This window comes from Lishizhenia sp., assembly GCF_033720595.1.
In the GTDB taxonomy this organism is placed as follows: Bacteria; Bacteroidota; Bacteroidia; order Flavobacteriales_D; family Crocinitomicaceae; genus Lishizhenia.
The window spans coordinates 1-23457 of sequence record NZ_JAWWCF010000020.1 but is presented as its reverse complement, the minus strand read 5'-3'; the positions used below and the strand labels follow the sequence as shown (position 1 = coordinate 23457).

20 protein-coding genes and 5 tRNA genes are annotated in these 23457 nt (G+C 38.1%); 23 read left to right on the top strand and 2 right to left on the bottom strand.

Annotation, left to right across the window (positions count from 1 at the left end):
• The 22 genes from R3333_RS02715 to R3333_RS02610 all read left to right on the top strand — a co-directional run.
• Positions 1–276 (top strand): alanine:cation symporter family protein (locus R3333_RS02715; RefSeq protein ID WP_318957032.1); only part of this gene is annotated, 276 nt, incomplete at its 5' end.
• 69 nt (positions 277–345) lie between these two features.
• Positions 346–1248, top strand: coding sequence for a helix-hairpin-helix domain-containing protein (locus R3333_RS02710; protein WP_318957031.1), 903 nt, complete (start codon positions 346–348; stop codon positions 1246–1248).
• Complete coding sequence (locus R3333_RS02705) at positions 1245–1781, top strand: adenine phosphoribosyltransferase (protein WP_318957030.1); 537 nt, start codon at positions 1245–1247, stop codon at positions 1779–1781. The genes R3333_RS02710 and R3333_RS02705 overlap by 4 nt, the downstream gene beginning before the upstream one ends.
• A gap of 41 nt (positions 1782–1822) precedes the next feature.
• Positions 1823–2962 carry an acyl-CoA dehydrogenase family protein gene (locus R3333_RS02700; protein ID WP_318957029.1) on the top strand — a complete coding sequence of 380 codons (1140 nt, stop codon included), beginning with the start codon at positions 1823–1825 and terminating at the stop codon, positions 2960–2962.
• A 67-nt stretch (positions 2963–3029) separates the two neighbouring features.
• Positions 3030–3221, top strand: a complete 192-nt coding sequence (rpsU, locus tag R3333_RS02695; protein WP_318957028.1) for a 30S ribosomal protein S21 — start codon at positions 3030–3032, stop codon at positions 3219–3221.
• A gap of 60 nt (positions 3222–3281) precedes the next feature.
• Positions 3282–4157 (top strand): tyrosine-type recombinase/integrase, encoded by an 876-nt coding sequence (locus R3333_RS02690; protein WP_318957027.1) that lies wholly within the window; start codon positions 3282–3284, stop codon positions 4155–4157.
• Between the two features lies 1 nt (position 4158).
• Positions 4159–4455, top strand: a complete 297-nt coding sequence (hpf, locus tag R3333_RS02685) for a ribosome hibernation-promoting factor, HPF/YfiA family (RefSeq protein ID WP_318957026.1) — start codon at positions 4159–4161, stop codon at positions 4453–4455.
• 170 nt (positions 4456–4625) lie between these two features.
• Positions 4626–4699: transfer RNA gene (locus R3333_RS02680), tRNA-Thr, on the top strand.
• Between the two features lie 15 nt (positions 4700–4714).
• Positions 4715–4799: transfer RNA gene (locus R3333_RS02675), tRNA-Tyr, on the top strand.
• 17 nt (positions 4800–4816) lie between these two features.
• Positions 4817–4889 (top strand) — tRNA-Gly (locus tag R3333_RS02670).
• Between the two features lie 29 nt (positions 4890–4918).
• Positions 4919–4990 (top strand) — tRNA-Thr (locus R3333_RS02665).
• Between the two features lie 112 nt (positions 4991–5102).
• Entirely contained in the window at positions 5103–6287 is a 1185-nt protein-coding gene (gene tuf, locus R3333_RS02660) for an elongation factor Tu (RefSeq protein ID WP_318957025.1), read from the top strand.
• A gap of 56 nt (positions 6288–6343) precedes the next feature.
• Positions 6344–6416, top strand: a tRNA-Trp gene (locus tag R3333_RS02655).
• The gene (gene secE, locus R3333_RS02650; protein WP_318957024.1) at positions 6392–6649 is read left to right on the top strand and encodes a preprotein translocase subunit SecE; all 258 of its coding nucleotides are present in this window, start codon (positions 6392–6394) and stop codon (positions 6647–6649) included. Before R3333_RS02655 ends, secE begins: the two co-directional genes overlap by 25 nt.
• 12 nt (positions 6650–6661) lie before the next feature.
• Positions 6662–7213: a transcription termination/antitermination protein NusG gene (nusG, locus tag R3333_RS02645; protein WP_318957023.1), complete on the top strand. Its 552-nt coding sequence runs from the start codon at positions 6662–6664 to the stop codon at positions 7211–7213.
• Between the two features lie 86 nt (positions 7214–7299).
• Positions 7300–7740 (top strand): 50S ribosomal protein L11, encoded by a 441-nt coding sequence (gene rplK, locus R3333_RS02640; RefSeq protein ID WP_318957022.1) that lies wholly within the window; start codon positions 7300–7302, stop codon positions 7738–7740.
• Positions 7741–7753: 13 nt separating this feature from the next.
• Positions 7754–8449, top strand: coding sequence for a 50S ribosomal protein L1 (gene rplA, locus R3333_RS02635; protein ID WP_318957021.1), 696 nt, complete (start codon positions 7754–7756; stop codon positions 8447–8449).
• Between the two features lie 13 nt (positions 8450–8462).
• Positions 8463–8984, top strand: a complete 522-nt coding sequence (gene rplJ / locus R3333_RS02630) for a 50S ribosomal protein L10 (RefSeq protein WP_318957020.1) — start codon at positions 8463–8465, stop codon at positions 8982–8984.
• Positions 8985–9029: 45 nt separating this feature from the next.
• Positions 9030–9404 carry a 50S ribosomal protein L7/L12 gene (gene rplL, locus R3333_RS02625; RefSeq protein WP_318957019.1) on the top strand — a complete coding sequence of 125 codons (375 nt, stop codon included), beginning with the start codon at positions 9030–9032 and terminating at the stop codon, positions 9402–9404.
• A 109-nt stretch (positions 9405–9513) separates the two neighbouring features.
• A complete protein-coding gene (gene rpoB / locus R3333_RS02620; protein WP_318957018.1) occupies positions 9514–13326 on the top strand; it encodes a DNA-directed RNA polymerase subunit beta in 3813 nt (1270 codons plus the stop codon).
• Between the two features lie 37 nt (positions 13327–13363).
• Complete coding sequence (gene rpoC, locus R3333_RS02615; RefSeq protein WP_318957017.1) at positions 13364–17647, top strand: DNA-directed RNA polymerase subunit beta'; 4284 nt, start codon at positions 13364–13366, stop codon at positions 17645–17647.
• Positions 17648–17711: 64 nt separating this feature from the next.
• Complete coding sequence (locus tag R3333_RS02610) at positions 17712–18026, top strand: DUF3467 domain-containing protein (protein WP_318957016.1); 315 nt, start codon at positions 17712–17714, stop codon at positions 18024–18026.
• Between the two features lie 74 nt (positions 18027–18100).
• Here R3333_RS02610 and R3333_RS02605 read toward each other — a convergent pair whose 3' ends face one another.
• Both R3333_RS02605 and mutS read right to left on the bottom strand, forming a co-directional pair.
• Positions 18101–19807, bottom strand: coding sequence for a peptidoglycan DD-metalloendopeptidase family protein (locus R3333_RS02605; RefSeq protein ID WP_318957015.1), 1707 nt, complete (start codon positions 19805–19807; stop codon positions 18101–18103).
• A gap of 132 nt (positions 19808–19939) precedes the next feature.
• Positions 19940–22522, bottom strand: coding sequence for a DNA mismatch repair protein MutS (mutS, locus tag R3333_RS02600; RefSeq protein ID WP_318957033.1), 2583 nt, complete (start codon positions 22520–22522; stop codon positions 19940–19942).
• Positions 22523–22656: 134 nt separating this feature from the next.
• On the opposite strand from mutS, the gene R3333_RS02595 reads away from it, so the two are divergent.
• On the top strand, positions 22657–23187 hold the full coding sequence (locus R3333_RS02595) for an RNA methyltransferase (protein WP_318957014.1): 531 nt from the start codon (positions 22657–22659) through the stop codon (positions 23185–23187).
• Positions 23188–23457 lie beyond the last annotated feature (270 nt).

Sequence of the window (23457 nt, the reverse complement as noted above, 5' to 3'; positions counted from 1 at the left end):
ATGATCTCTTGGTCTTACTACGGATTAAAAGCATGGACATATTTATTTGGAGAGACAAAATCTGCAGGACTCGTGTACAAGTTTATTTTCTTGGTCTTTGTAGTTATAGGTTCTTCAGTAGGATTAGGTGCAGTAATAGATTTCTCTGACCTCATGATATTAGGAATGGCTTTCCCTAACATTTTAGGATTGATTTTAATGTCGGGTGAAGTTAGTAGAGATTTAAAAGATTACTTTGAACGCATCAAATCAGGAGCGATTAAAAAGTTTAAATAACTCATAGAAATTTCATAACTTGAAGGTCTGTTACAGAAAGTAGCAGACCTTTTTTTATGATCAACCACCATGAATAACTACCAACGCTGGAACCAAGATTTCTTGATTTTTCAAAAAAGATCACGTATTGCTATATTGAGTATAGTGGTAATAGGTGTGTTGATTATCCTTGGTGTTAAATGGTATTACAGTCTTAGTTATCCCTTGTCAGAACTAAAGGCAGAGCTGACACCTTTGGAAAAGAAGCAAATCGCGTTGTTAGACAAAAGGCTTGAAAGCAAGAAACAAAAAGCTCAGAAATGGCGGGTAAAAGTTCCAAGTCAAAAATTTAATCCCAACCATTATACACGAGAAGATTGGATGGAGTTAGGGTACAGTGAAAAGCAGGCGCAGTCAGTTATCAACTATAAAAAATCGGGCTTTGAATTTAAAGTGAAATCAGATTTGAAAAAGTTATTCATTATGGATAATCAAAGTTATAAGGAGCTTTATCCATACATAGATTTACCGGATACTTTGTTCAAGGCTATACCTAATGTGAAGAATGAACTACCAGTAAAGGAGGAAACAACTTTATCCCTTTCCATAAATGAGATAGATAAAGAGGAATTCATGCGCATTAAAGGGGTTGGAGATTACTATGCTTCTAAAGTTTTGAATTTCAGGAATGCACTGGGTGGATTTGTAAACTTGGATCAATTATATGAAGTATATCATTTACCCGATAGTGTAGTAGACCAAATTTCAAGTCATTTAACCGTTGATACAAATTTTGTAAATCGACGTAACATTAATAAAATTAATCTCAAGGAATTAAAGCAACATCCGTATATAAGTTATAAATTAGCAAATTCCATAATAGCCTTCAGGAAAACACATGGGGCGTATTCTTCTGTAGAAGAATTAAAGGAATTAGTGCTAATGGATGCCGAAACCTTCCAGAAGGTGAGGCCTTACTTAAAGGTGGAATGAATAAAGATTTAGTAGAGAAAGTGAAGGCAGAGATCAGAGATGTTGTCGACTTTCCAAAAGAGGGGATAGTGTTTAAAGATATTACACCTATCATGTTAGATCCTCAGTTATCTAATGAAATCGTTGAATATTTAGCAGCTCAATATAAGGATTCAGGTATAACTAAAATTGCCGGAATTGAAAGTCGTGGTTTCTTATTTGGATATCCCTTGGCCATGCGTTTAGGACTTCCTTTCATACTTATTCGTAAAAAAGGTAAGTTGCCTTACAAGAAGGTTGCATATAGTTATGACCTAGAATATGGCTCTGCAACCATAGAGATGCATGAGGATGCTGTTGATGCTTCAGACAAGGTTTTGATACATGATGATTTATTGGCCACAGGTGGTTCTGCAGAAGCAGCGGCACATTTAGTTGAAAAATGTGGTGCCAAGGTTGAAGCATTCAACTTTTTAGTGAGTTTAGACTTCTTAGAAGGAGATAAGAAATTAAAACAATTTACAGATAATATACAGGCTATTGTAAACTATTAGTAGGTAGCCATTGTTAACGTACAAATAAAGAAAGAACAAAAATGAATTTTGCAAAAAACGAAAATCAATTAATGATCGAACAAATGGTTCGTGATTTTGCTGAAAAAGAAATTCGCCCAAATAGAAATAAATGGGATGAAGAGGAGCATTTCCCAATAGATGTAATGAAGAAAATGGGAGAGCTTGGTTTATTAGGTATTTACATACCTGAAGAATATGGCGGTTCAGGATTTTCTTACGATGAATATGTTACGGCATTAATCGAATTAGGTAAAGTTTGTGGAGGTGTTGGATTATCTGTTGCGGCACATAATTCACTTTGTACTGGTCACATCTACTACCACGGAACGGAAGAGCAAAAGAAAAAATATTTACCAAAATTAGCTTCTGGAGAGTTTATCGGAGCATGGGGATTAACAGAGCCAAATACAGGTTCTGATGCTATGCGTATGAAAACAACAGCGGTGAAAGAAGGAAACGAATGGGTGATCAACGGTGCTAAAAACTGGATTACACATGGTTTATCAGGAGACCTAGCTGTGGTTCTAGTAAGAACTGGAGAGCTTTTAGACAGTAAGGGGATTACAGCATTTATCATTGAAAAAGGAACACCTGGTTTTTCAGCGGTAAAGATTAAAGACAAATTAGGAGTAAGAGCTTCTGAGACGGCTGAATTGATTTTTGATAATGTTCGAGTGCCAGAAGAGAATGTGATTGGAGAAGTTGGTATGGGATTCGTTCAAGCTATGCAAGTCTTAGATGGAGGTAGAATTTCAATTGCAGCTTTGAGTTGTGGAGTTGCACGCGGTGCTTACGAAGCTTCTGTTCAATATGCAAAAGAAAGAGAGCAGTTTGGTAAACCTATCGCTCAATTCCAAGGTATTAGCTTTAAATTAGCAGATATGGCAACACAAGTAAAAGCGGCAGAATTGTTAACGTACAACGCGGCTTACTTGAAAAACAATAAAATGCCCTTAACCAAAGAAGGTGCTTATGCGAAGTATTTTGCGAGTGAAGTAGCTGTAATGTGTGGTAACGAAGCTGTTCAAATTATGGGTGGGTATGGTTACACAAAAGAGTATCCAGCTGAGAAGTACTTGAGGGATGCGAAGTTAATGACCATAGGTGAAGGAACTTCAGAAATTCAAAAAGTTGTAATTTCTCGAGAAATTTTAAAATAATATTTGTTGATAAAAATTTGTTTGCTACTTTTGCAGACCAATAATATTGAAAATAACAAGAAAAGATATGTTAGTAGTACCTGTTAAAGAAGGAGAGAACATCGAAAGAGCTCTTAAGAAGTATAAGAAAAAATATGAGAAGACTGGAATCATGAGAGAATTAAGATCTCGCAAGGAATTCGAAAAGCCTTCTGTAACTGAAAGACAGCAAAAGATCAAAGCTGCTTACAAGCAAAGATTGAGATCTGCTGAGATCTAAGATATCTTTCTGAAGAATATTTATATTTAAGGAGTCTAATTAAATTAGGCTCCTTTTTTTATGCTTGATAATTTCCTTACATACCTCGTAACAGAAAAGCGTGCCTCAGAACATACGGTAATCGCTTATCAGAAAGATTTACAAGATTTTTTTGACTTCATGGCTATAAATAAGTTGGAAGAGTTGAAAGAAGTCAATCATCAATCAGTAAGAGGATGGATGGTAGCGTTAATAGAAGAGGGAATCTCTAATCGATCTGTAAATCGAAAACTATCTACCTTACGTACCTTTTATAAGTGGTGTCTAAAAGAGGAGGTGGTAGACAAAAATCCAATGTTGCTTGTAAAGGGACCAAAAACAAGTAAAAGATTACCGGAATTCGTTAAAGTTGAAGAATTAGATAATTTTAACATTAGTGAAAAAGTAGGTGCTCAACTAGAAATGGAAGACATGCTTATGGTGGAGGTTTTTTACCAAACAGGTATGCGTCTTTCTGAATTGATAAATTTAAAATTCACTGATATTCAAAATAATAGTCTTAAAGTTTTAGGTAAAAGAAACAAGGAGAGGATTATCCCGGTTTCAGAAGACTTGATGAAAGGTTTAAATGAATTGAAGCAAACAAGAGATAACCTCCGAATTATGCCCTATGTTTTTACAACGAAAAAGGGGAATAAACTCTATCCTAAATTTGTTTATAGACGAATTAATAAGTATCTTTCATGTGTGACGAATTTGGATAAACGCAGTCCGCACGTACTTAGACACACTTTCGCAACTCACATGTTAAACAATGGTGCCGGCCTAGAAACCATAAAAGAGCTGTTGGGGCATGCTAATTTAAGTGCAACACAAGTTTACACCCATAATTCGTTCGAAGAAATAAATAAGATTTACAAACAAGCGCACCCCCGAGGTGGGCACAATAAGAAGTAGTATGGATATAAAAGTTCAAGCAATTCATTTTGCAGCAGATCAAAAGTTGATAAATTTTGTGAACGATAAGGTTAACAAATTAGAGTTATTCTATGATCATATTATTTCAAGCGAGGTCTTTTTGAAAGTTGATAAGAAAGCAGCGAAAGAAAATAAGATAGCTGAAATCAAAATTTCTATACCTGGAAAGGAATTATTTGCCAAAAAACAATGCGATAGTTTTGAGGAAGCAGCCGACTTAGCAGTGGATGCTTTAAGAAAACAGGTAAAAAAACATAAAGCTAAAATTTCAGCTTAATACTGATAATTAATTAGTTATAAATCTCACTTCAAAAAAGTGAGATTTTTTTTGATTTTTTTTTCGAAAAAGCATTGCAGATTTAAATTAGTTGCTTACATTTGCAACCCCAAACGGTTCACACCTGACGGAAAGTTCTTTAAAAGATTAGTGAAATAAAAACATAAGATGCCGATGTAGCTCAGCTGGCTAGAGCAGCTGATTTGTAATCAGCAGGTCGGGGGTTCGAGTCCCTCCATCGGCTCTATTTTATGATAAAGGGGGTGTCGCATAGTGGCTATTGCAGCAGACTGTAAATCTGTCACCGTAAGGTATCGCTGGTTCGAGTCCAGCCACCCCCACCAAAATATTTCAGGAAATTGCGGGAGTAGCTCAGTTGGTAGAGCGTCAGCCTTCCAAGCTGAGGGTCGCGAGTTCGAGTCTCGTCTCCCGCTCTTTTTTAATTTTCTTTTAAGATCTTTGTGCCGGTGTAGCTCAGGGGTAGAGCGCTTTCTTGGTAAGGAAGAGGTCACGAGTTCAAATCTCGTCATTGGCTCTAGAATAAAAAGAAAAAAAGACATTAGGAATTCATCCATTAATTGGGTGAAATTTCGCATATTTTAAAATTAAGATTTTAAAGATTTTATTAACAAGTAACAAATAAAACAATGGCTAAGGAAACATTCGAGCGTTCAAAACCGCACGTAAACATTGGAACAATTGGTCACGTTGACCACGGTAAAACTACTTTGACTGCAGCTATCTCAAGCGTATTGGCATCTCAAGGTCTTGCACAAAACCGTGACTTCGATACAATTGATAACGCACCTGAAGAAAAGGAGCGTGGTATTACTATTAACACGTCTCACATTGAGTACGAAACTAAGAACCGTCACTACGCACACGTTGACTGTCCAGGTCACGCCGATTACGTAAAGAACATGGTTACTGGTGCTGCTCAGATGGATGGTGCTATCTTGGTAGTTGCTGCTACTGATGGACCAATGCCACAAACACGTGAGCACATCCTTTTAGGACGTCAGGTTGGTGTTCCAAGAATCGTTGTATTCTTGAACAAAGTTGACATGGTTGACGACGAAGAGTTGTTAGAATTAGTTGAAATGGAAGTTAGAGAATTACTTTCTTTCTACGATTACGACGGAGATAACACGCCAATTATCGCTGGATCTGCATTAGGTGCATTGAACGGTGAAGAGAAGTGGGTTAACACTGTAAACGAATTGATGGATGCAGTTGATACTTACATCGAACTTCCTCCACGTGATGTTGATAAGCCATTCTTGATGCCAGTTGAGGACGTATTCTCTATTACTGGACGTGGTACTGTAGCAACAGGACGTATCGAAACTGGAGTTATTAACTCTGGAGAAGAAGTTGATATCTTAGGTATGGGTGACGAGAAATTGAAGTCAACTGTTACTGGGGTTGAGATGTTCCGTAAGATATTAGATAGAGGTGAAGCTGGAGATAACGTAGGTCTTTTATTAAGAGGTATCGATAAGAAAGATATCAAGAGAGGTATGGTTATCTGTAAGCCAGGTTCAACTACTCCACACGATAAATTCAAAGCTGAGATTTACGTATTGAAGAAAGAAGAAGGTGGTCGTCACACTCCTTTCCACAACAGATACCGTCCTCAGTTCTACTTCAGAACAACTGACGTAACTGGAGAGATCTTATTAGAAGAAGGTCGTGAAATGGTAATGCCAGGTGATAACGTAACAATCAACGTTAACTTGATCGTACCTGTAGCGATGGACAAAGGACTTCGTTTTGCAATCCGTGAGGGTGGTAGAACAGTAGGTGCTGGACAGGTTACTGAAATTTTATAAGCATAGCTTATTAAAGATATAAAAAGAGGGAGATAACCTCTCCCTCTTTTTAACACACGGGTGTAGCTCAGCTGGTAGAGTACTGGTCTCCAAAACCATTGGTCGTGGGTTCGAATCCTACCGCCCGTGCAAAAGACATAATTGTGGCGAATATTAAGAATTATTTACAAGAAACCGTGCACGAATTAGTGCACAAGGTTACTTGGCCAACGTGGAATGAATTACAAAGCAACACCATTGTAGTGGTTGTTGCTTCAGTTATTTTTTCACTTTTGATTTTCTTGATGGATAACATCTTTGGTTATTCAACAGGTATCTCATGGTGGAAAGGTATTTTAGGTATTATCTACGACATCATTTAAAACAAGACATTCGTGGCTGATATAAAAAAAAGATGGTACGTTGTTCGTGCCGTAAGCGGAAAAGAAACGAAGGTTAAGGAATATTTAGATATGGAAATATCTAGATTGAAATTGACGGATTATGTTGATCAAGTATTGATTCCAACAGAAAAGGTGTTCCAAATCCGTAACGGTAAGAAAGTAAGTAAAGAAAAAGCTTATTTACCAGGATATGTTTTGATCGAAGCAGCATTAGTAGGAGAAGTTCCTCACGTAATCAAAGGTATTCCAAATGTAATTGGATTCCTTGGAGCGGAGAAGGGCGGTGATCCTATGCCAATGCGTCAAGCAGAAGTAAACCGTATTTTAGGAAAAGTTGATGAGTTATCTGAGACGGAAGAGGAAATGAAGATTCCTTTTGTTGTTGGAGAATCTGTTAAGGTAATTGACGGACCTTTCAACAATTTCAGCGGTGTTATTGACGAGATTAACGAAGAGAAGAAGAAATTGAAGGTTATGGTTAAAATCTTCGGTAGAAAGAACCTTCTTGAGTTAAGCTACATGCAAGTAGAAAAAGAAGCATAAAAAATGTAATTAATCAGTAGTAGTGAGAGCAATGAATAAAGCTTCCCATTGACTCCCACGTTAGGACTACATAATATAAACAACAAATGGCTAAAGAAGTAGCAGGATTGATCAAATTGCAGATCAAAGGTGGTGCAGCCAATCCTTCACCTCCTGTAGGACCAGCTCTTGGTGCGAAAGGTGTGAACATCATGGAGTTCTGTAAGCAGTTTAATGCTAGAACACAGGATAAAGCAGGAAAGGTTTTGCCGGCAGTTATCACTGTATACAGTGATAAGTCTTTTGATTTCGTTATCAAAACTCCACCAGCAGCGGTTCAATTATTAGAAGCAGCTAAGATTAAGTCTGGTTCAGCAGAACCAAACAGAGTAAAAGTAGCGCAAGTTACTTGGGATCAAATCAAAGCGATTGCTGAAGATAAATTACAAGATATGAACTGTTTTACAGTTGAATCTGGTATGAAGATGGTTGCAGGTACAGCAAGAAGTATGGGTATCACAGTAAAGGGGGATTTTCCTTCTAACTAAAATTACATGAATTATGGGACGTATTTCTAAGAAAAGAAAAGAAGCGCTTGCAAAATTTGATTTGAGCAAAGCGTACTCGTTGACAGAAGCATGTGATATGGTTAAGGAAATCACAAACACTAAGTTTGATGCTTCAGTTGATATTAGCGTAAGATTGGGTGTAGACCCACGTAAAGCTAATCAAATGGTGAGAGGAACAGTTGCACTTCCACATGGTACAGGTAAAGATATCAAAGTTTTGGTATTATGTACTCCTGACAAAGAAGAGGAAGCTAAAGCAGCAGGTGCTGATTACGTTGGATTAGACGATTACATCGCTAAGATTAAAGGTGGATGGACTGATATTGATGTTATCATCACTATGCCATCAGTAATGGGTAAAGTAGGTGCTTTAGGTCGTATTTTAGGACCAAGAGGATTAATGCCTAACCCTAAAACTGGTACAGTAACAATGGACATAGCGAAGGCAGTTCAAGAAGTGAAAGCGGGTAAAATTGACTTTAGAGTAGATAAATTCGGTATTGTTCATACGAACATTGCTAAAGTATCATTCGATGGTGGTAAAATCACGGATAATGCTAGAGAATTAATCACGACTTTAATTAAAATGAAGCCAGCAGCAGCTAAAGGAACTTACATCAAGAGTATCTACGTGAGCTCTACAATGAGTCCAAGTATTCAAATTGATGCTAAATCTGTTGTAGCTTAAAAACTTTATTATTATGACTAAAGAACAAAAAGCGCAATACATAGATGAACTAGCAGCTGAATTAAAAGAGGCTGGTATCTTCTACTTGGCAGATACGGCAGAGTTAACTGTTGAGGCTATCAACAACTTGAGAAGAAAGTGTTTTCAAAATAACATCGAATTAAGAGTTATTAAGAATGCATTGCTTGAGAAAGCTATGGATCGAGTTGAAGATAAAGATTTTGGAGATTTGAGAGCAGTGCTTTCAGGACCAACATCTATCATGTTTGCTGAGGTAGGTAACGCGCCTGCAAAAGTAATCAAGGACTTCCGTAAAAAGAATGATAAGCCTATCCTTAAAGGAGCTTACGTTGAAGAAGCAGTATATATTGGAGATGAGCAATTAGACGCACTTGTATCTATCAAGAGCAAGGAAGAGCTTATCGGAGATATCATTAGCTTACTTCAGAGCCCGGCTAAGAACGTTGTTTCTGGTCTTAAAGGACAAGGTGGAAAAATCGCAGGAATCCTTAAAACGCTTGAAGAAAGAGCGTAACACAATTAATTATTATTTTTTAAGAATTTATTTAAATTAAATAAAATGGCTGATTTAAAAGAAATCGCAGAAACGTTAGTAAACTTAACTGTAAAAGACGTAAACGAACTAGCAACTATCCTTAAGGATGAGTACGGAATTGAACCAGCTGCTGCTGCAGTAGCTGTAGCTGCAGGTGGTGCTGCAGGTGGTGAAGCTGCTGAAGAGAAAACTGAATTCGATGTAATATTGAAAGCAGCAGGTGGTAGCAAATTAGCAGTAGTGAAGTTGGTTAAAGAATTAACTGGACTTGGACTTAAAGAAGCTAAAGAATTAGTAGACGGAGCTCCTTCTGCATTGAAAGAAGGTGTTGCGAAAGACGAAGCTGAAGGTCTTAAATCTTCATTAGAAGAGGCTGGAGCTGAAGTTGAGATTAAGTAATTTTTTACTTTTTATAACAGGAATAGGCACGCCAAATATGGTGGTGCCTACTCCTGTTTTTGTGCATACAAGCACTATTAGGTCCTTTTTCTAATAAAATTTTTTAGCATTGGCAACAACAAGCAACATAGCAACAAGGATTAATTTTGCCTCGAGCAAAAGTCCATTTGATTATCCAGATTTCTTGGATATTCAAATAAAATCTTTCATGGAGTTTTTCCAATTAGAGACAACTCCAGAGAACCGTGAGAAGGAAGGTTTGTTTAAAGTATTTTCTGAAAACTTCCCGATTACAGATACAAGAAACCAATTCGTATTGGAGTTCTTGGATTACTTCGTAGATCCCCCTCGTTACTCACTAGAAGAGTGTATAGAAAGAGGTTTAACATACAGTGTTCCGTTAAAGGCTAAACTGAAGTTATATTGTACAGATCCTGAGCATGAGGATTTCGAAACAATTGTACAGGACGTTTACTTAGGTACTATACCTTACATGACTCCGAAAGGATCGTTCGTAGTGAATGGTGCTGAAAGAGTTATCGTTTCTCAGTTACACCGTTCACCTGGTGTATTCTTTGGACAGAGTAGACACGCTAACGGTACAAAATTATACTCTGCGAGAGTAATTCCTTTCAAAGGTTCTTGGATAGAGTTTGCTACAGACATCAATAATGTGATGTATGCTTACATTGACCGTAAGAAAAAGTTACCTGTAACTACATTGTTTAGAGCAATTGGTTATGAAAGTGATAAGGATATCTTAGAGATATTCGGACTTGCTGATGAAGTGAAAGCTACGAAGACGAACTTGAAAAAGTTAATCGGTAGAAAACTTGCAGCGAGAGTTCTTAAATCATGGGTTGAAGATTTCGTAGATGAGGATACAGGAGAAGTTGTATCTATTGAAAGAAACGAGGTTATCTTAGACCGTGAAACTATCATCGAAGAGCATCACATTGATGAAATCTTAGATGCAGGTGTGAAAACTGTAATTCTTCACAAAGAAGATGTAAATACAGCAGACTACACGATTATTTACAATACCCTTCAAAAAGATACTTCTAACTCTGAGAAGGAAGCTGTAGAACACATCTACCGTCAGTTACGTAATGCTGAGCCGCCAGATCAAGAAACGGCGCGTTCTGTATTTGAGAAATTATTCTTCTCAGATACACGTTACGATTTAGGTGAGGTAGGTCGTTACAGAATGAATAGAAAGTTGAATTTGGACGATTCTGAAGAGTCAAGAGTAATGACGAAAACAGACATCATCCGAATTATTAAATATTTAATTGAATTAATTAACTCTAAGGCAGAGGTTGATGATATTGACCACTTGTCTAACAGACGTGTTCGTACAGTTGGTGAACAATTGTACTCTCAGTTTGGTGTTGGTCTAGCACGTATGGCGCGTACGATTCGTGAGCGTATGAACGTGAGAGATAATGAGGTCTTTACACCAATTGACCTTATCAACGCTAAAACGTTATCGTCTGTAATTAATTCATTCTTTGGAACAAACCAGTTGTCTCAGTTCATGGATCAAACCAATCCACTTTCTGAGGTAACTCACAAGCGTCGTTTATCTGCATTAGGGCCTGGTGGTCTTTCTCGTGAGAGAGCAGGATTCGAGGTGCGTGACGTTCACTACACTCACTATGGACGTTTGTGTACGATTGAAACACCAGAGGGACCAAACATTGGTTTGATTTCTTCATTGTGTGTATTCGCGAAAGTGAACAAATTAGGTTTCATTGAAACTCCTTACCGTAAAGTTGAGAATGGTGTAGTTGATTTAAATACAGCACCAATTTACTTGTCAGCTGAAGAGGAAGATGAGAAAATGATTGCTCAGGCGAATGCCAACATTAACGATAAGGGTCAATTCCAAACAGAAGTTGTTAAAGCGCGTTTGGAAGGAGATTTCCCAGTGGTTGAACCACAGAAGATTGACCTTATGGATGTTGGTGCTAACCAGATTGCATCTATTGCCGCTTCATCTATTCCATTCTTGGAACACGATGATGCCAACCGTGCATTGATGGGATCGAACATGCAGCGTCAGGCAGTTCCATTATTGAAACCAAACTCTCCTATTGTTGGTACAGGAATCGAAAGACTAGTTGCTAGAGATTCACGTGTATTAATTAACGCTGAAGGAGACGGAGTTGTAGAGTATGTTGACTCAAGAGAGATTAGCATTCGTTACGACTTAACAGAAGAAGATAAGTTAGTAAGCTTCGACGGTGAAACGAAGAAGTATAACTTAACGAAATTCCAGAAAACTAACCAAGGATCTACAATGAACTTGAAACCTATCGTTAAGAAAGGTGATAGAGTTGAAAAAGGTCAGGTTCTTTGTGAAGGTTATGCAACGCAAGCTGGTGAATTGGCACTTGGACAAAACATGAAGGTTGCCTTCATGCCTTGGAAAGGTTACAACTTCGAGGATGCGATTGTAATTTCTGAGAAAGTAGTAAGAGATGATATCTTTACATCTATCCACATCGATGAGTACTCTTTAGAAGTAAGAGATACGAAGAGAGGTATGGAAGAATTAACTGCTGATATTCCAAACGTTTCAGAAGAGGCTACCAAAGACTTGGATGAAAATGGATTGATCAGAGTTGGTGCTGAGATTAAAGAAGGTGATATCCTTATTGGTAAGATTACACCAAAAGGAGAAACTGATCCATCTCCAGAAGAAAAATTATTGAGAGCTATCTTCGGTGATAAGGCAGGTGATGTTAAAGATGCGTCTTTAAAAGCGAGCCCATCATTAAGAGGTGTAGTTATCGGTAAGAAATTGTTCTCTAGAGCAATTAAAGACAGAAAAACTAAAGCTCAAGATAAACCAATCTTGGAGCAATTAGATACTGAATACGAAAAGGATTTAGCAGCTTTAAAAGATAGATTAGTTGAGAAATTATTGGTTGTATTAGAAGGACACAAGTCTGACGGTGTAACAAATAACTTCCGTGAAGAAATCATCAAGAAAGGTTCTAAATTCACGCAAAAGAATTTGTCAATCATTGATTACACTATCGTTAATCCAGCGAAATGGACTGCCGATACTCACGTGAATTCATTGATTCAACGCGTTATCCACAACTTCAACATTAAGGCGAACGATTTATTGGGTAACTACAAGCGTAAGAAATTCCACATTTCAGTTGGAGATGAACTTCCATCAGGAATTGTGAAATTGGCAAAAGTATACGTAGCTAAGAAGAGAAAACTGAAAGTAGGAGATAAGATGGCGGGTCGTCACGGTAACAAAGGTATTGTTGCAAATATCGTTAGAGCCGAAGACATGCCATTCCTAGAAGACGGAACTCCTGTAGATATCGTGTTAAACCCATTAGGGGTACCTTCTCGTATGAACCTTGGACAGATTTACGAAACTGTTTTAGGTTGGGCAGGTGAGAAATTAGGTGTGAAATTCGCAACGCCTATCTTCGACGGGGCACACCCATCAGAGATAGACGAATACTGTGATAAAGCTGGTATTCCACGTTCAGGTAAAACTTACCTATACGATGGAGGAACAGGTGAAAGATTCCACCAAACGGCAACGGTAGGTATTATTTACATGTTGAAACTTTCTCACATGGTAGATGATAAGATGCACGCACGTTCTATCGGACCTTACTCATTAATTACACAACAACCATTGGGTGGTAAAGCTCAATTCGGTGGTCAGCGTTTTGGTGAGATGGAGGTTTGGGCACTTGAGGCATTCGGTGCGGCGAACATCCTACAGGAAATCTTGACAGTTAAGTCTGATGATGTAACAGGTAGAGCAAAAGCTTACGAAGCGATTGTTAAGGGAGATAACCTTCCAACTCCAGGTATTCCAGAATCATTCAATGTATTATTACATGAATTGAGAGGACTTGGACTAAGTGTTTCAATGGACTAATTGTCGGTGTTTAATTTGATAAAAGAAGGAGTTTAAAATGGCTTATAGAAAAGAAACAGCAAAAAAGCAGAGTAGCTTTAACAAGATTACCATCTCTTTGGCATCGCCAGAGCAGATTTTGGAGCAATCGAGTGGTGAAGTGCTTAAGCCTGAAACGATTAACTATAGAACTTACAAGCCAGAAAGAGACGGTCTATTTTGTGAACGTATCTTCGGTCCTGTAAAAGATTACGAATGTCACTGTGGTAAATACAAGCGTATCCGTTATAAAGGAATCGTTTGTGACCGTTGTGGTGTTGAGGTAACTGAAAAGAAAGTACGTAGAGAGCGTATGGGACACATCCAATTGGTTGTTCCTGTAGCACACATCTGGTACTTTAGATCATTGCCAAACAAAATTGGTTACTTGTTAGGTTTACCGACTAAGAAATTAGATCAGATCATTTACTACGAGCGTTACGTTGTTATTCAACCAGGAAATGCAGTAAATGCTGAAGGTGAAGCTTTAAATAAGTACGATTTCTTAACTGAGGAGGAGTACTTAGACATCTTAGATGTTCAACCAAAGGAAAACCAATACTTAGAAGATACTGATCCAAACAAATTCGTAGCCAAAATGGGTGCGGAGGCGTTGTACGATTTATTACAGCGTTTGGACTTGGATTCATTATCTTATGAATTAAGACACAAAGCAAATACTGAAACTTCAGTACAGCGTAAGAATGAAGCATTGAAGAGACTACAAGTAGTTGAAGCAATGCGTGATTCTCAAACGCGTATTGATAACCGTCCAGAGTGGACTATCATTAAAGTGGTTCCGGTTATTCCGCCAGAATTACGTCCGTTAGTTCCTTTAGATGGAGGTAGATTTGCTACTTCAGATTTAAATGACCTTTACCGTAGAGTAATTATCCGTAACAACCGTTTGAAGCGTTTGATCGAGATTAAAGCTCCAGAGGTAATCTTGCGTAATGAGAAGCGTATGTTGCAGGAGTCTGTTGACTCATTGTTCGACAACTCTCGTAAGGCAAGTGCAGTGAAGACTGAGTCGAACAGACCATTGAAGTCTTTATCTGACTCGTTAAAAGGTAAGCAAGGTCGTTTCCGTCAAAACTTATTAGGTAAGCGTGTTGATTACTCTGCACGTTCTGTAATTGTTGTAGGACCAAACTTGAAATTACACGAGTGTGGTTTACCTAAAAACATGGCGGCAGAGCTTTACAAGCCATTCATCATCCGTAAGATGATTGAAAGAGGTATCGTAAAGACGGTTAAATCTGCTAAGAAAATTGTTGATAGAAAAGAACCAGTTGTATGGGATATTCTTGAAAACGTATTAAAAGGTCACCCAGTATTATTAAACCGTGCACCAACGTTGCACAGATTGGGTATCCAGGCTTTCCAACCGAAATTGATCGAAGGAAAAGCAATTCGACTTCACCCATTGGTTTGTACAGCATTTAACGCCGATTTCGATGGTGACCAGATGGCGGTTCACTTACCATTAGGTAATGCTGCAATTTTGGAAGCACAATTGTTGATGTTGGCATCACACAATATCTTGAACCCTGCGAATGGTGCACCGATTGCCGTACCATCTCAGGATATGGTCTTGGGTCTTTACTACATTACTAAAGGTAGAAAGTCAACACCAGAGAGAATTGTAAAAGGAGAAGGTGGAATTTTCTACTCTCCACAAGAGGTTACAATCGCTTACAACGAAGGAGCATTGGATCTTCACGCACATATCAAAGTGAAAACTTACGATTTAAATGAGCAAGGAGAACCAGAATTGATGTTGGTAGAAACTACTGCAGGTAGAGTTTTATTCAACGAAAGAGTTCCAAGAGAAGTAGGATTCATCAATGATGTATTAACGAAGAAAGCGTTAAGAGATATTATCGGACACGTATTGAAGATTTCTGGTACTGCAAGAACAGCACAGTTCTTGGATGATATCAAATCATTAGGATACGAGATGGCATTTAGAGGTGGATTATCATTTAACCTTGACGATATCATCATTCCAAAAGAAAAAGATGAATTAGTTGCTAAAGCGGATGAGAACGTACGTGAGGTATTAGAGAACTATAACATGGGTCTTATTACCAACAACGAGCGTTACAACCAAATTATTGACATCTGGACACGTACCAACTCGAGATTAACGCACACGTTAATGGAGCAGTTGAAAAACGATAACCAAGGATTTAACTCAATTTACATGATGTTCGACTCAGGAGCACGTGGATCTAAAGAGCAGATTCGTCAGTTATCTGGAATGCGTGGATTGATGGCGAAACCACAGAAGTCTGGAGCTTCAGCTCAAGAGATTATTGAAAACCCGATTTTATCGAACTTTAAAGAAGGTCTTTCTATCCTTGAGTACTTTATCTCTACTCACGGTGCCCGTAAAGGTTTGGCCGATACAGCCTTAAAAACAGCCGATGCAGGTTACCTTACACGTAGATTGGTAGACGTTGCGCAAGACGTGGTAATTAATGCGGAAGATTGTGGAACTTTAAGAGGTTTAGCAACAACTGCATTGAAGAAAAATGATGAAATTTTTGAACCATTAGCAGACAGAATCATTGGTAGATGTTCAGTAAATGATATTTACGATGATGAAGACAACTTAATTGTTGAAGCTGGTGGATTGATAGATGAAAAAGTAGCGAAAGCAATTGATGCTGCAGACATTGAAGAAGTAGAAATTCGTTCAGTATTAACATGTGAGTTAAGAAGAGGAGTTTGTGCGAAATGTTACGGTAGAAACTTATCTACACACAGAATGGCACAAGCCGGAGATTCTGTAGGGGTAGTAGCTGCACAGTCTATTGGTGAACCTGGTACACAGCTTACACTTCGTACCTTCCACGTTGGGGGTACCGCTTCTAACATTGCCGATGAAAATGATATCAAAGCGAAAGCAGATGGTAAATTAGAAATCGACGAGTTAAGAACAATTACGAAGAAAGATAAGGACGGAAATAAGCAAGAGATAGTAATCGGACGTTCTGCTGAGATGAAATTAGTAGACAAGAAAGATGGTTCGTTAGCAATGACGGGTAACATCCCTTACGGTGCGATTATGATTGCAGAAAACAACGCTGATCTTAAGAAAGGTGATGTAATCTGTAAGTGGGACCCTTATAACGCCGTTATCCTTTCAGAAGTAAAAGGTAAGATCCAATTCGAAAATATTATCGAAGGTATTACTTACCGTGAAGAGGTCGATGAGCAAACAGGATTTACTGAAAAAGTAATTACTGAAACAAAAGATAAGAAGAAGAACCCTACGATAGAAATCGTTGACAACAAAGGAGAGGTATTGAAATCATACTCTATCCCAGTTAACGCGCACATCTCAGTAAATGAGGGTGACAAAGTAGAGGCAGGTGACTTCTTAGTTAAGATACCAAGAACTGGTGGTAAGACAGGGGATATTACAGGGGGTCTTCCTCGTGTAACTGAGCTTTTCGAAGCACGTAACCCATCTAACCCAGCAGTAGTATCTGAGATCGATGGTATCGCTTCTTACGGTAAGATTAAACGTGGTAACCGTGAGGTAATCATCGAATCTAAGACAGGTGAGAAACGTAAATACTTAGTGCCATTATCTAAGCACATCTTAACACAAGAGAACGATTTCGTTCGTGCTGGTAAACCATTATCTGATGGAGCAATTACTCCGAAAGATATCTTGAACATCGAAGGACCAACTAAAGTACAAGAGTACTTAGTAAACGAAATCCAAGATGTATACCGTTTACAGGGTGTGAAGATTAACGATAAGCACTTTGAAGTTATCGTTCGTCAGATGATGTTGAAAGTTGAGATTACAGATGCAGGAGATACTAAATTCTTAGAAAACCAAGCAGTTCACAAAGCGGACTTCATGGAAGAGAACGATAGAATGTTCGGTAAGAAGGTAGTTGTTGATCCGGGAGACTCTTCAGAGTTGAAAGCTGGTCAAATCGTTACTGCACGTAAGTTAAGAGATGAGAATTCTCAATTGAGAAGACAAGACAAGAATTTAGTAGAATCTAGAGATGCTATTGCTGCAACATCTAAACCGATGTTACAAGGTATTACTAGAGCTTCGCTTCAAACTCAGTCGTTCATCTCAGCTGCATCTTTCCAGGAAACTACGAAAGTGTTAAACGAAGCTGCGATTTCAGGAAAAGAAGATCACTTATTAGGATTGAAAGAAAACGTAATTGTTGGTCACTTAATTCCAGCAGGTACGGGTACACGTCGATTCCAAAACATGATCGTTGGATCTCAGGAAACGTATGATGAGTTAACAGAAAATAACTAGGAATATACATTCATTACAACCCCGGCATTAATTTGTCGGGGTTTTTTTATCTAAACCGCTAAAGATGGAAAATCAAAACAAAGACAATCAGATTAACATAGAGCTTACAGAAGATGTGGCTTCGGGAGTTTATTCTAACTTAAGTGTGATTACACATTCGAATACAGAATTCGTAGCAGATTTTATTCAAATGATGCCTGGAGTTCCTAAAGCGAAGGTTAGATCAAGAGTGATCATGACTCCACAAAATGCAAAAAGATTAATGCGTGCATTGGCAGAAAATGTGAAGAATTACGAAGCGCAATTCGGACCAATCGCAGAAGATAATAATCCAGGTGTTCCACCAATTAATTTTGGTACACCACCAGCTCAAGCTTAAGAAAAGCAAGAGTGTTTTATTTGTTATGTTATGAAAGCGGAGAGTAAGTGTACTCCTCCGCTTTTTTTATGCTGTTAAAACGATAAAGTATAGCTTTCGGTACTGATGTTACCAGCAGCATCTTCCACCACAATTTTAAGCGTATGTTCGCCGTGCAATGAAGCGGATGGAGTGTAGTACAAACTTTCGTTTTTTGGTTCGTATAATACATGTTGCCAAACACCGTCAACGTAGACATCATACTCTTTTAGTCCCGATAAATCATCGCCTATTCTCCAGGCTAGTCTACTTCCTCTCACATTAATGTTATCGCGAACATTACGAGAGATTAGGGTAGGGGCAGTTATGTCGGCTTGTATTTCGAAATAACCAAATTCTCGAGTTCTCGCTGTCAGCCATCCATCTTTATAGGTTCCGCCAAGTGATTTTACTCTTCCGCGTTCGTCTTTGAGTGTAATTACATATCGCTCTGTAGGATGAATTAACGTGTCAACCTTCATCATGATCTTATAATAAGACTCCAATGGAATTTCCGGATTTCCGAAAGTGAAAGGGGACCTTGCTGTGATGATCTTAGGGGTGGGTTCATACAATAAATCAATCCCAAACAAAATAAAATGCTCCTCGTCTACATCCATAAATGAAGAATCTGGAAAAAGATATTTGTCTGAAGGTGAATAGAGTTTACTCCAATCAGACGAAGTTCCATTTTCTATTTTAAGTGTGAAGTTTAAACTCGTAGTGTTTCCTTTGGTGTCTACACAGGTATAGGTAATGTTGTGATTACTCCCTGGTTGAAATCTAAGAATTCCGTTGGTCAGATCCTCATTGTAGATGTTTAAAGGGTTATGTATGGTTTTAAACGACTTTTGGTAATGTCTACGTTGTTTGTGAAAAGCTTCGTAATCCTTATGGCTGTTTATTTGACGATTGGCTGCAAAATCTATAGCTGTCATGTCTTGAGCGAATACAGTATCCCCATCAACAATTAAATAAGACTTGAATATCCCACAGATATTGTTTGCACCGTCCAATTGATCCACGGCATCGAAAGAGAATCCTATACCTCCTGTTTTAGAGGTGAAATCTGCAGGTATTGTGATCTGATTTCCTACGATAGTAGGGTTTAAGTTCTGACTGGAAGTTCTGTATTCTTTCGCTTTATTCTGAACACGATATCCTTCTTTGGTTAAAGCATATACCTTCACTCCGCGAATACGAGGTGCACGAGAATCTGCAATGTTAAAACCGAACAATAATGGGTTTAGAGCATGTTCTGTTTTCGTATCCCTAATTTCAAAATGAAGGTGAGGGGCCGTACTCCCTCCCGTATTACCAGACAAAGCAATTTTCTCTCCACGTTGTACGCGAACGGTATTGGAGTCTGGAAAGATTTCTATAGCGAAATTCTCTTGTTTGTGCTGCTCAGCTTTAACAAGGCTATCTAGTTGTCCTAAGAAGGCGGAACAGTGAGCGTAAACAGAGGTTAAGCCATTTGGATGAGCGATGTACACTACATGACCGTAGCCCCAAGGTGAAACTTTAACGCGCGCAACATATCCTTCATCAATGGAGTATAAAGGGTATCCAATTTGTCTATCGGTTTTAAAGTCTAACCCCGTATGAAAATGGTTTGTTCTTAATTCTCCAAAATTAGCAGCAAGAATTAAAGGTGTTTTTAAAGGAGGGTGAAAATTATAATCCGTGTTTGGATCGTATTGCCCAAAAAGGGAGCTGATGCCAAGCCATAAGGTTATTAGTATGTAAAGGATTTTTTGCATAGCACAAAGTTACTGTTAATCGGTAGGAGCAAGCGCCTTCAATCGGACGATTTATCAAAAGTATATCGTTAATGAACACAAAAAAACGTCTACCCCAAAGAGTAGACATTTCATTATCTTAAAAAAAGGAGATTAATTACCTCCCACCATTTTCTTTATTTCATTGAGTTTCATTAATGCCTCTACGGGGGTTAAGGTATCTATGTCAATAGAAACTAATTCCTCCTTTATGTTTTCTAACACGGGATCATCCAATTGAAAAAAGCTCAATTGCATGTCAGGTTGGTTCACGGCATCCTGTACTTTTTCTTTGTCGTTACTTCCATGAGATTGCTCCAGGTGAGATAACATTTTGGTAGCGCGTTGTACAACTTGATTAGGCATACCCGCCAATTTGGCTACGTGTATACCAAAAGAGTGTTCGCTTCCTCCTTCTACTAATTTTCTGATGAAAAGAATTTTAGTTCCCATTTCTTTTACAGAAACATTGAAGTTTTTAATGCGCGGGAACTTCTTGTACATTTCATTTAACTCATGGTAGTGCGTAGCAAAAAGTGTTTTACATTTCGCTTTCGGATTCTCATGTAAATATTCAGCTATCGCCCAAGCAATTGAAATACCATCGTAGGTACTTGTACCACGGCCAATTTCGTCTAGTAATACCAAACTTCTCGGAGAGAGGTTATTCAAAATAGAAGAGGTCTCATTCATCTCTACCATGAAAGTTGATTCTCCTGATGAAATGTTATCAGAGGCTCCTACACGTGTGAAAATTTTATCTACGATACCGAGTTTTGCCGATTGGGCAGGAACAAAACATCCTATTTGCGCCATCAAAGAAATCAAAGCAGTTTGACGGAGGATAGCACTTTTACCAGACATGTTCGGCCCAGTAATCATTATAATTTGTTGGGTGTCATTGTCTAAATAAACATCATTGGCTACATATTCCTCACCCGATTTTAATTGTTTTTCAATTACCGGGTGCCTTCCATCTTTAATATCTAAGGCAAAACCGTCGTTTAATTCAGGCTTATTATAATTGTTCTTTTCAGAGATGTTGGCAAAGGAAAGTAAACAATCTATTTGTCCGATATAATGAGCATTACGTTGTACTGGACGAATAAATTTAGCCAAAGATAAAACCAGATCATTATATAGTCTTGATTCTAAAACTTGAATTTTATCTTCTGCTCCCAAAATTTTTGATTCGTATTCCTTTAGTTCTTGGGTGATGTATCGTTCAGCATTTACGAGGGTTTGCTTTCTGATCCACTCTTCAGGAACTTTATCTTTGTGGGTGTTTCTTACCTCTAAGTAGTAACCGAATACATTGTTGAAGGCTACTTTTAAACTTGGAATTCCTGTTTTTTCGCTTTCACGTTCTTGTAATTGCTGTAAATAGTCTTTACCCGAAAAAGCTATTTTTCTAAGTTCATCCAATTCGTCGTTAAAGCCATCTGCAATCACGCTTCCTTTCCCTATTTGAATAGCCGGTTCTGGATGCAGCTGATGATTAACCTTTACGATTAATTCACTACAAGCCTCTAAGCGATCTGCAATCTTTATGATGTCAGAAGAATTCGTCTCTCTCAGTATTTTTTGAATAGGTTCAATTTGTTCTAAGGTCTTCTTTAACTGAACGACTTCCTTAGGATTGATTTTTCCAACCGCTGCTTTAGAAACCAAACGCTCTAAATCCCCGATGTCATTTAATATTTCTCCTAATTCAAAGCGCAATTGATTGTTTTCAGGGAGCAATAAGCTTTCCACTGCGTTCAACCTTTCGTTGATCTCTTTTTCTTCTTTCAAAGGAAGCACCAACCATCTTTTTAATAAACGAGACCCCATAGGTGTTAAGGTGTCGTCGATGATATCAATGAGTGTTGTGGCGTTCTCGTTTTGCGAGTGAATCAATTCTAGGTTTCTTACCGTAAACCTATCCAGCCAAACGTATTTCTCTTCTTCTATTCGAGAAATATTTGAGATGTGTTCTAGTTTGGTGTTTTCGGTAACGGATAAGTATTGTAAGGCTGCACCTCCAGCGATGATACCCTGAGTTAAATTGTCAATACCAAAACCTTTCAATCCTTGTGTGTTAAACTGCTTGGTAAGCGTATCGTGGGCGAAATCTTCTGTAAATACCCAGTCTTCTAACTTATAGGTGTAGTAATTAGAACTAAATGCTTCTGTAAACTCTTTGTTTTTATTCTTTTGGAAAATAATCTCGCTTGGGGCAAAACCTTGCACCAATTTGTGTACATATTCTAAATTTCCTTGGGCCACAAAAAATTCACCCGTAGAAATATCTAAAAAGGCTACACCTACCTGTTTTTTATCAAAGTGAAGCGCACATAAGAAATTGTTTTTCTTTTGTTCCAAGACCTGATCATTGATGGCAACACCAGGGGTTACTAATTCTGTAACACCTCGTTTCACAATCTTTTTGGTCATTTTAGGATCTTCCAATTGATCGCAAATAGCAACACGTTCACCTGCTCTCACTAATTTAGGTAAGTAACTGTTCAAAGAATGATGCGGAAACCCAGCCAACTCAATGTGGGAAGCAGATCCATTTTTACGTTTGGTCAATACTATCCCTAAAATTTTTGAAGCTTTTACGGCATCCTCACCAAAGGTTTCGTAAAAATCACCCACCCTAAAGAGTAACATCGCTTGTGGATGTTTCGCTTTAATTTGGTTGTATTGCTTCATTAAAGGAGTTTCGCTCGATTTCTTTTCTTTCTTTTTTGTAGCCAAAATTGTTTCTTTAGATTTCTTTTCCAAAGATAAAGGTAGTAGCTTCGCGGGGTAGATTCAACTTTTGCATTCAACAGTTATTAAATTTTATGAACAGAAAATTGAAATTATGGGAGCTCGGAAGGGTGACCGAAGAAGAGTTTAAAGCACAGGAGAAATTCCCAATTACCGTGGTGTTAGATAACATTCGTAGTCTCAATAATGTAGGTACCTTCTTTCGAACTTCTGATGCTTTTAATGTTGAAGAAATTATTTTGTGTGGAATCACTGGAACCCCACCTCATAGAGAAATTAATAAAACAGCCATCGGTGCGACTGAGTCTGTAAAGTGGACCTATGTAGAAGATGTAAATGAAGCCATCGCTGATCTACAAGCGAAAGGAGTTAAGGTTTGTGCCATCGAACAAACCGAAGAAACTCATTTTTTAAATCAAATGGATATCGACAACCAAGAGCATTATGCATTGGTATTCGGGAATGAAGTAGACGGTGTGCAACAATCCATCATTGATGTGGCAGACTATGTCATTGAAATTCCTCAATTTGGAACCAAACACAGTTTAAATGTAAGTGTTTGTGCAGGAGTTTGTTTGTGGGAGTTTGTAAGAGGGAGGAAATAGCATCTTTTTTTCCGAACCAATCAAATCGAGCTCCTTTTTTTCTTCTTGAAAATGATGATTTTAGAATGTTTAGAAGAAGACGAAAAGAAGATATGTCCGCTTAACATTGTTTAGGAACTTTTGTAATTTATATGAATTCGTGTGTACCATAATGAAGTATTTTCGTTGTGTATAATACCTAAGTATTTTAACACACATTATGATCAAATTATTATTGAGCCTTTCTTGTATACTCTTGGGATGGGGAGCTTTTGCTCAAACTATGAAGTT

Excerpts from the sequence above, each read along its gene's own strand:
- R3333_RS02710 (WP_318957031.1), top strand. The coding sequence starts at position 346 with ATGAATAACTACCAACGCTGGAACCAAGATTTCTTGATTTTTCAAAAA.
- R3333_RS02705 (WP_318957030.1), top strand. The coding sequence starts at position 1,245 with ATGAATAAAGATTTAGTAGAGAAAGTGAAGGCAGAGATCAGAGATGTT.
- R3333_RS02700 (WP_318957029.1), top strand. The coding sequence starts at position 1,823 with ATGAATTTTGCAAAAAACGAAAATCAATTAATGATCGAACAAATGGTT.
- rpsU (WP_318957028.1), top strand. The coding sequence starts at position 3,030 with ATGTTAGTAGTACCTGTTAAAGAAGGAGAGAACATCGAAAGAGCTCTT.
- R3333_RS02690 (WP_318957027.1), top strand. The coding sequence starts at position 3,282 with ATGCTTGATAATTTCCTTACATACCTCGTAACAGAAAAGCGTGCCTCA.
- hpf (WP_318957026.1), top strand. The coding sequence starts at position 4,159 with ATGGATATAAAAGTTCAAGCAATTCATTTTGCAGCAGATCAAAAGTTG.
- tuf (WP_318957025.1), top strand. The coding sequence starts at position 5,103 with ATGGCTAAGGAAACATTCGAGCGTTCAAAACCGCACGTAAACATTGGA.
- rplK (WP_318957022.1), top strand. The coding sequence starts at position 7,300 with ATGGCTAAAGAAGTAGCAGGATTGATCAAATTGCAGATCAAAGGTGGT.
- rplA (WP_318957021.1), top strand. The coding sequence starts at position 7,754 with ATGGGACGTATTTCTAAGAAAAGAAAAGAAGCGCTTGCAAAATTTGAT.
- rplJ (WP_318957020.1), top strand. The coding sequence starts at position 8,463 with ATGACTAAAGAACAAAAAGCGCAATACATAGATGAACTAGCAGCTGAA.
- rplL (WP_318957019.1), top strand. The coding sequence starts at position 9,030 with ATGGCTGATTTAAAAGAAATCGCAGAAACGTTAGTAAACTTAACTGTA.
- rpoC (WP_318957017.1), top strand. The coding sequence starts at position 13,364 with ATGGCTTATAGAAAAGAAACAGCAAAAAAGCAGAGTAGCTTTAACAAG.
- R3333_RS02610 (WP_318957016.1), top strand. The coding sequence starts at position 17,712 with ATGGAAAATCAAAACAAAGACAATCAGATTAACATAGAGCTTACAGAA.
- R3333_RS02605 (WP_318957015.1), bottom strand. The coding sequence starts at position 19,807 with ATGCAAAAAATCCTTTACATACTAATAACCTTATGGCTTGGCATCAGC.
- mutS (WP_318957033.1), bottom strand. The coding sequence starts at position 22,522 with ATGAAGCAATACAACCAAATTAAAGCGAAACATCCACAAGCGATGTTA.
- R3333_RS02595 (WP_318957014.1), top strand. The coding sequence starts at position 22,657 with ATGAACAGAAAATTGAAATTATGGGAGCTCGGAAGGGTGACCGAAGAA.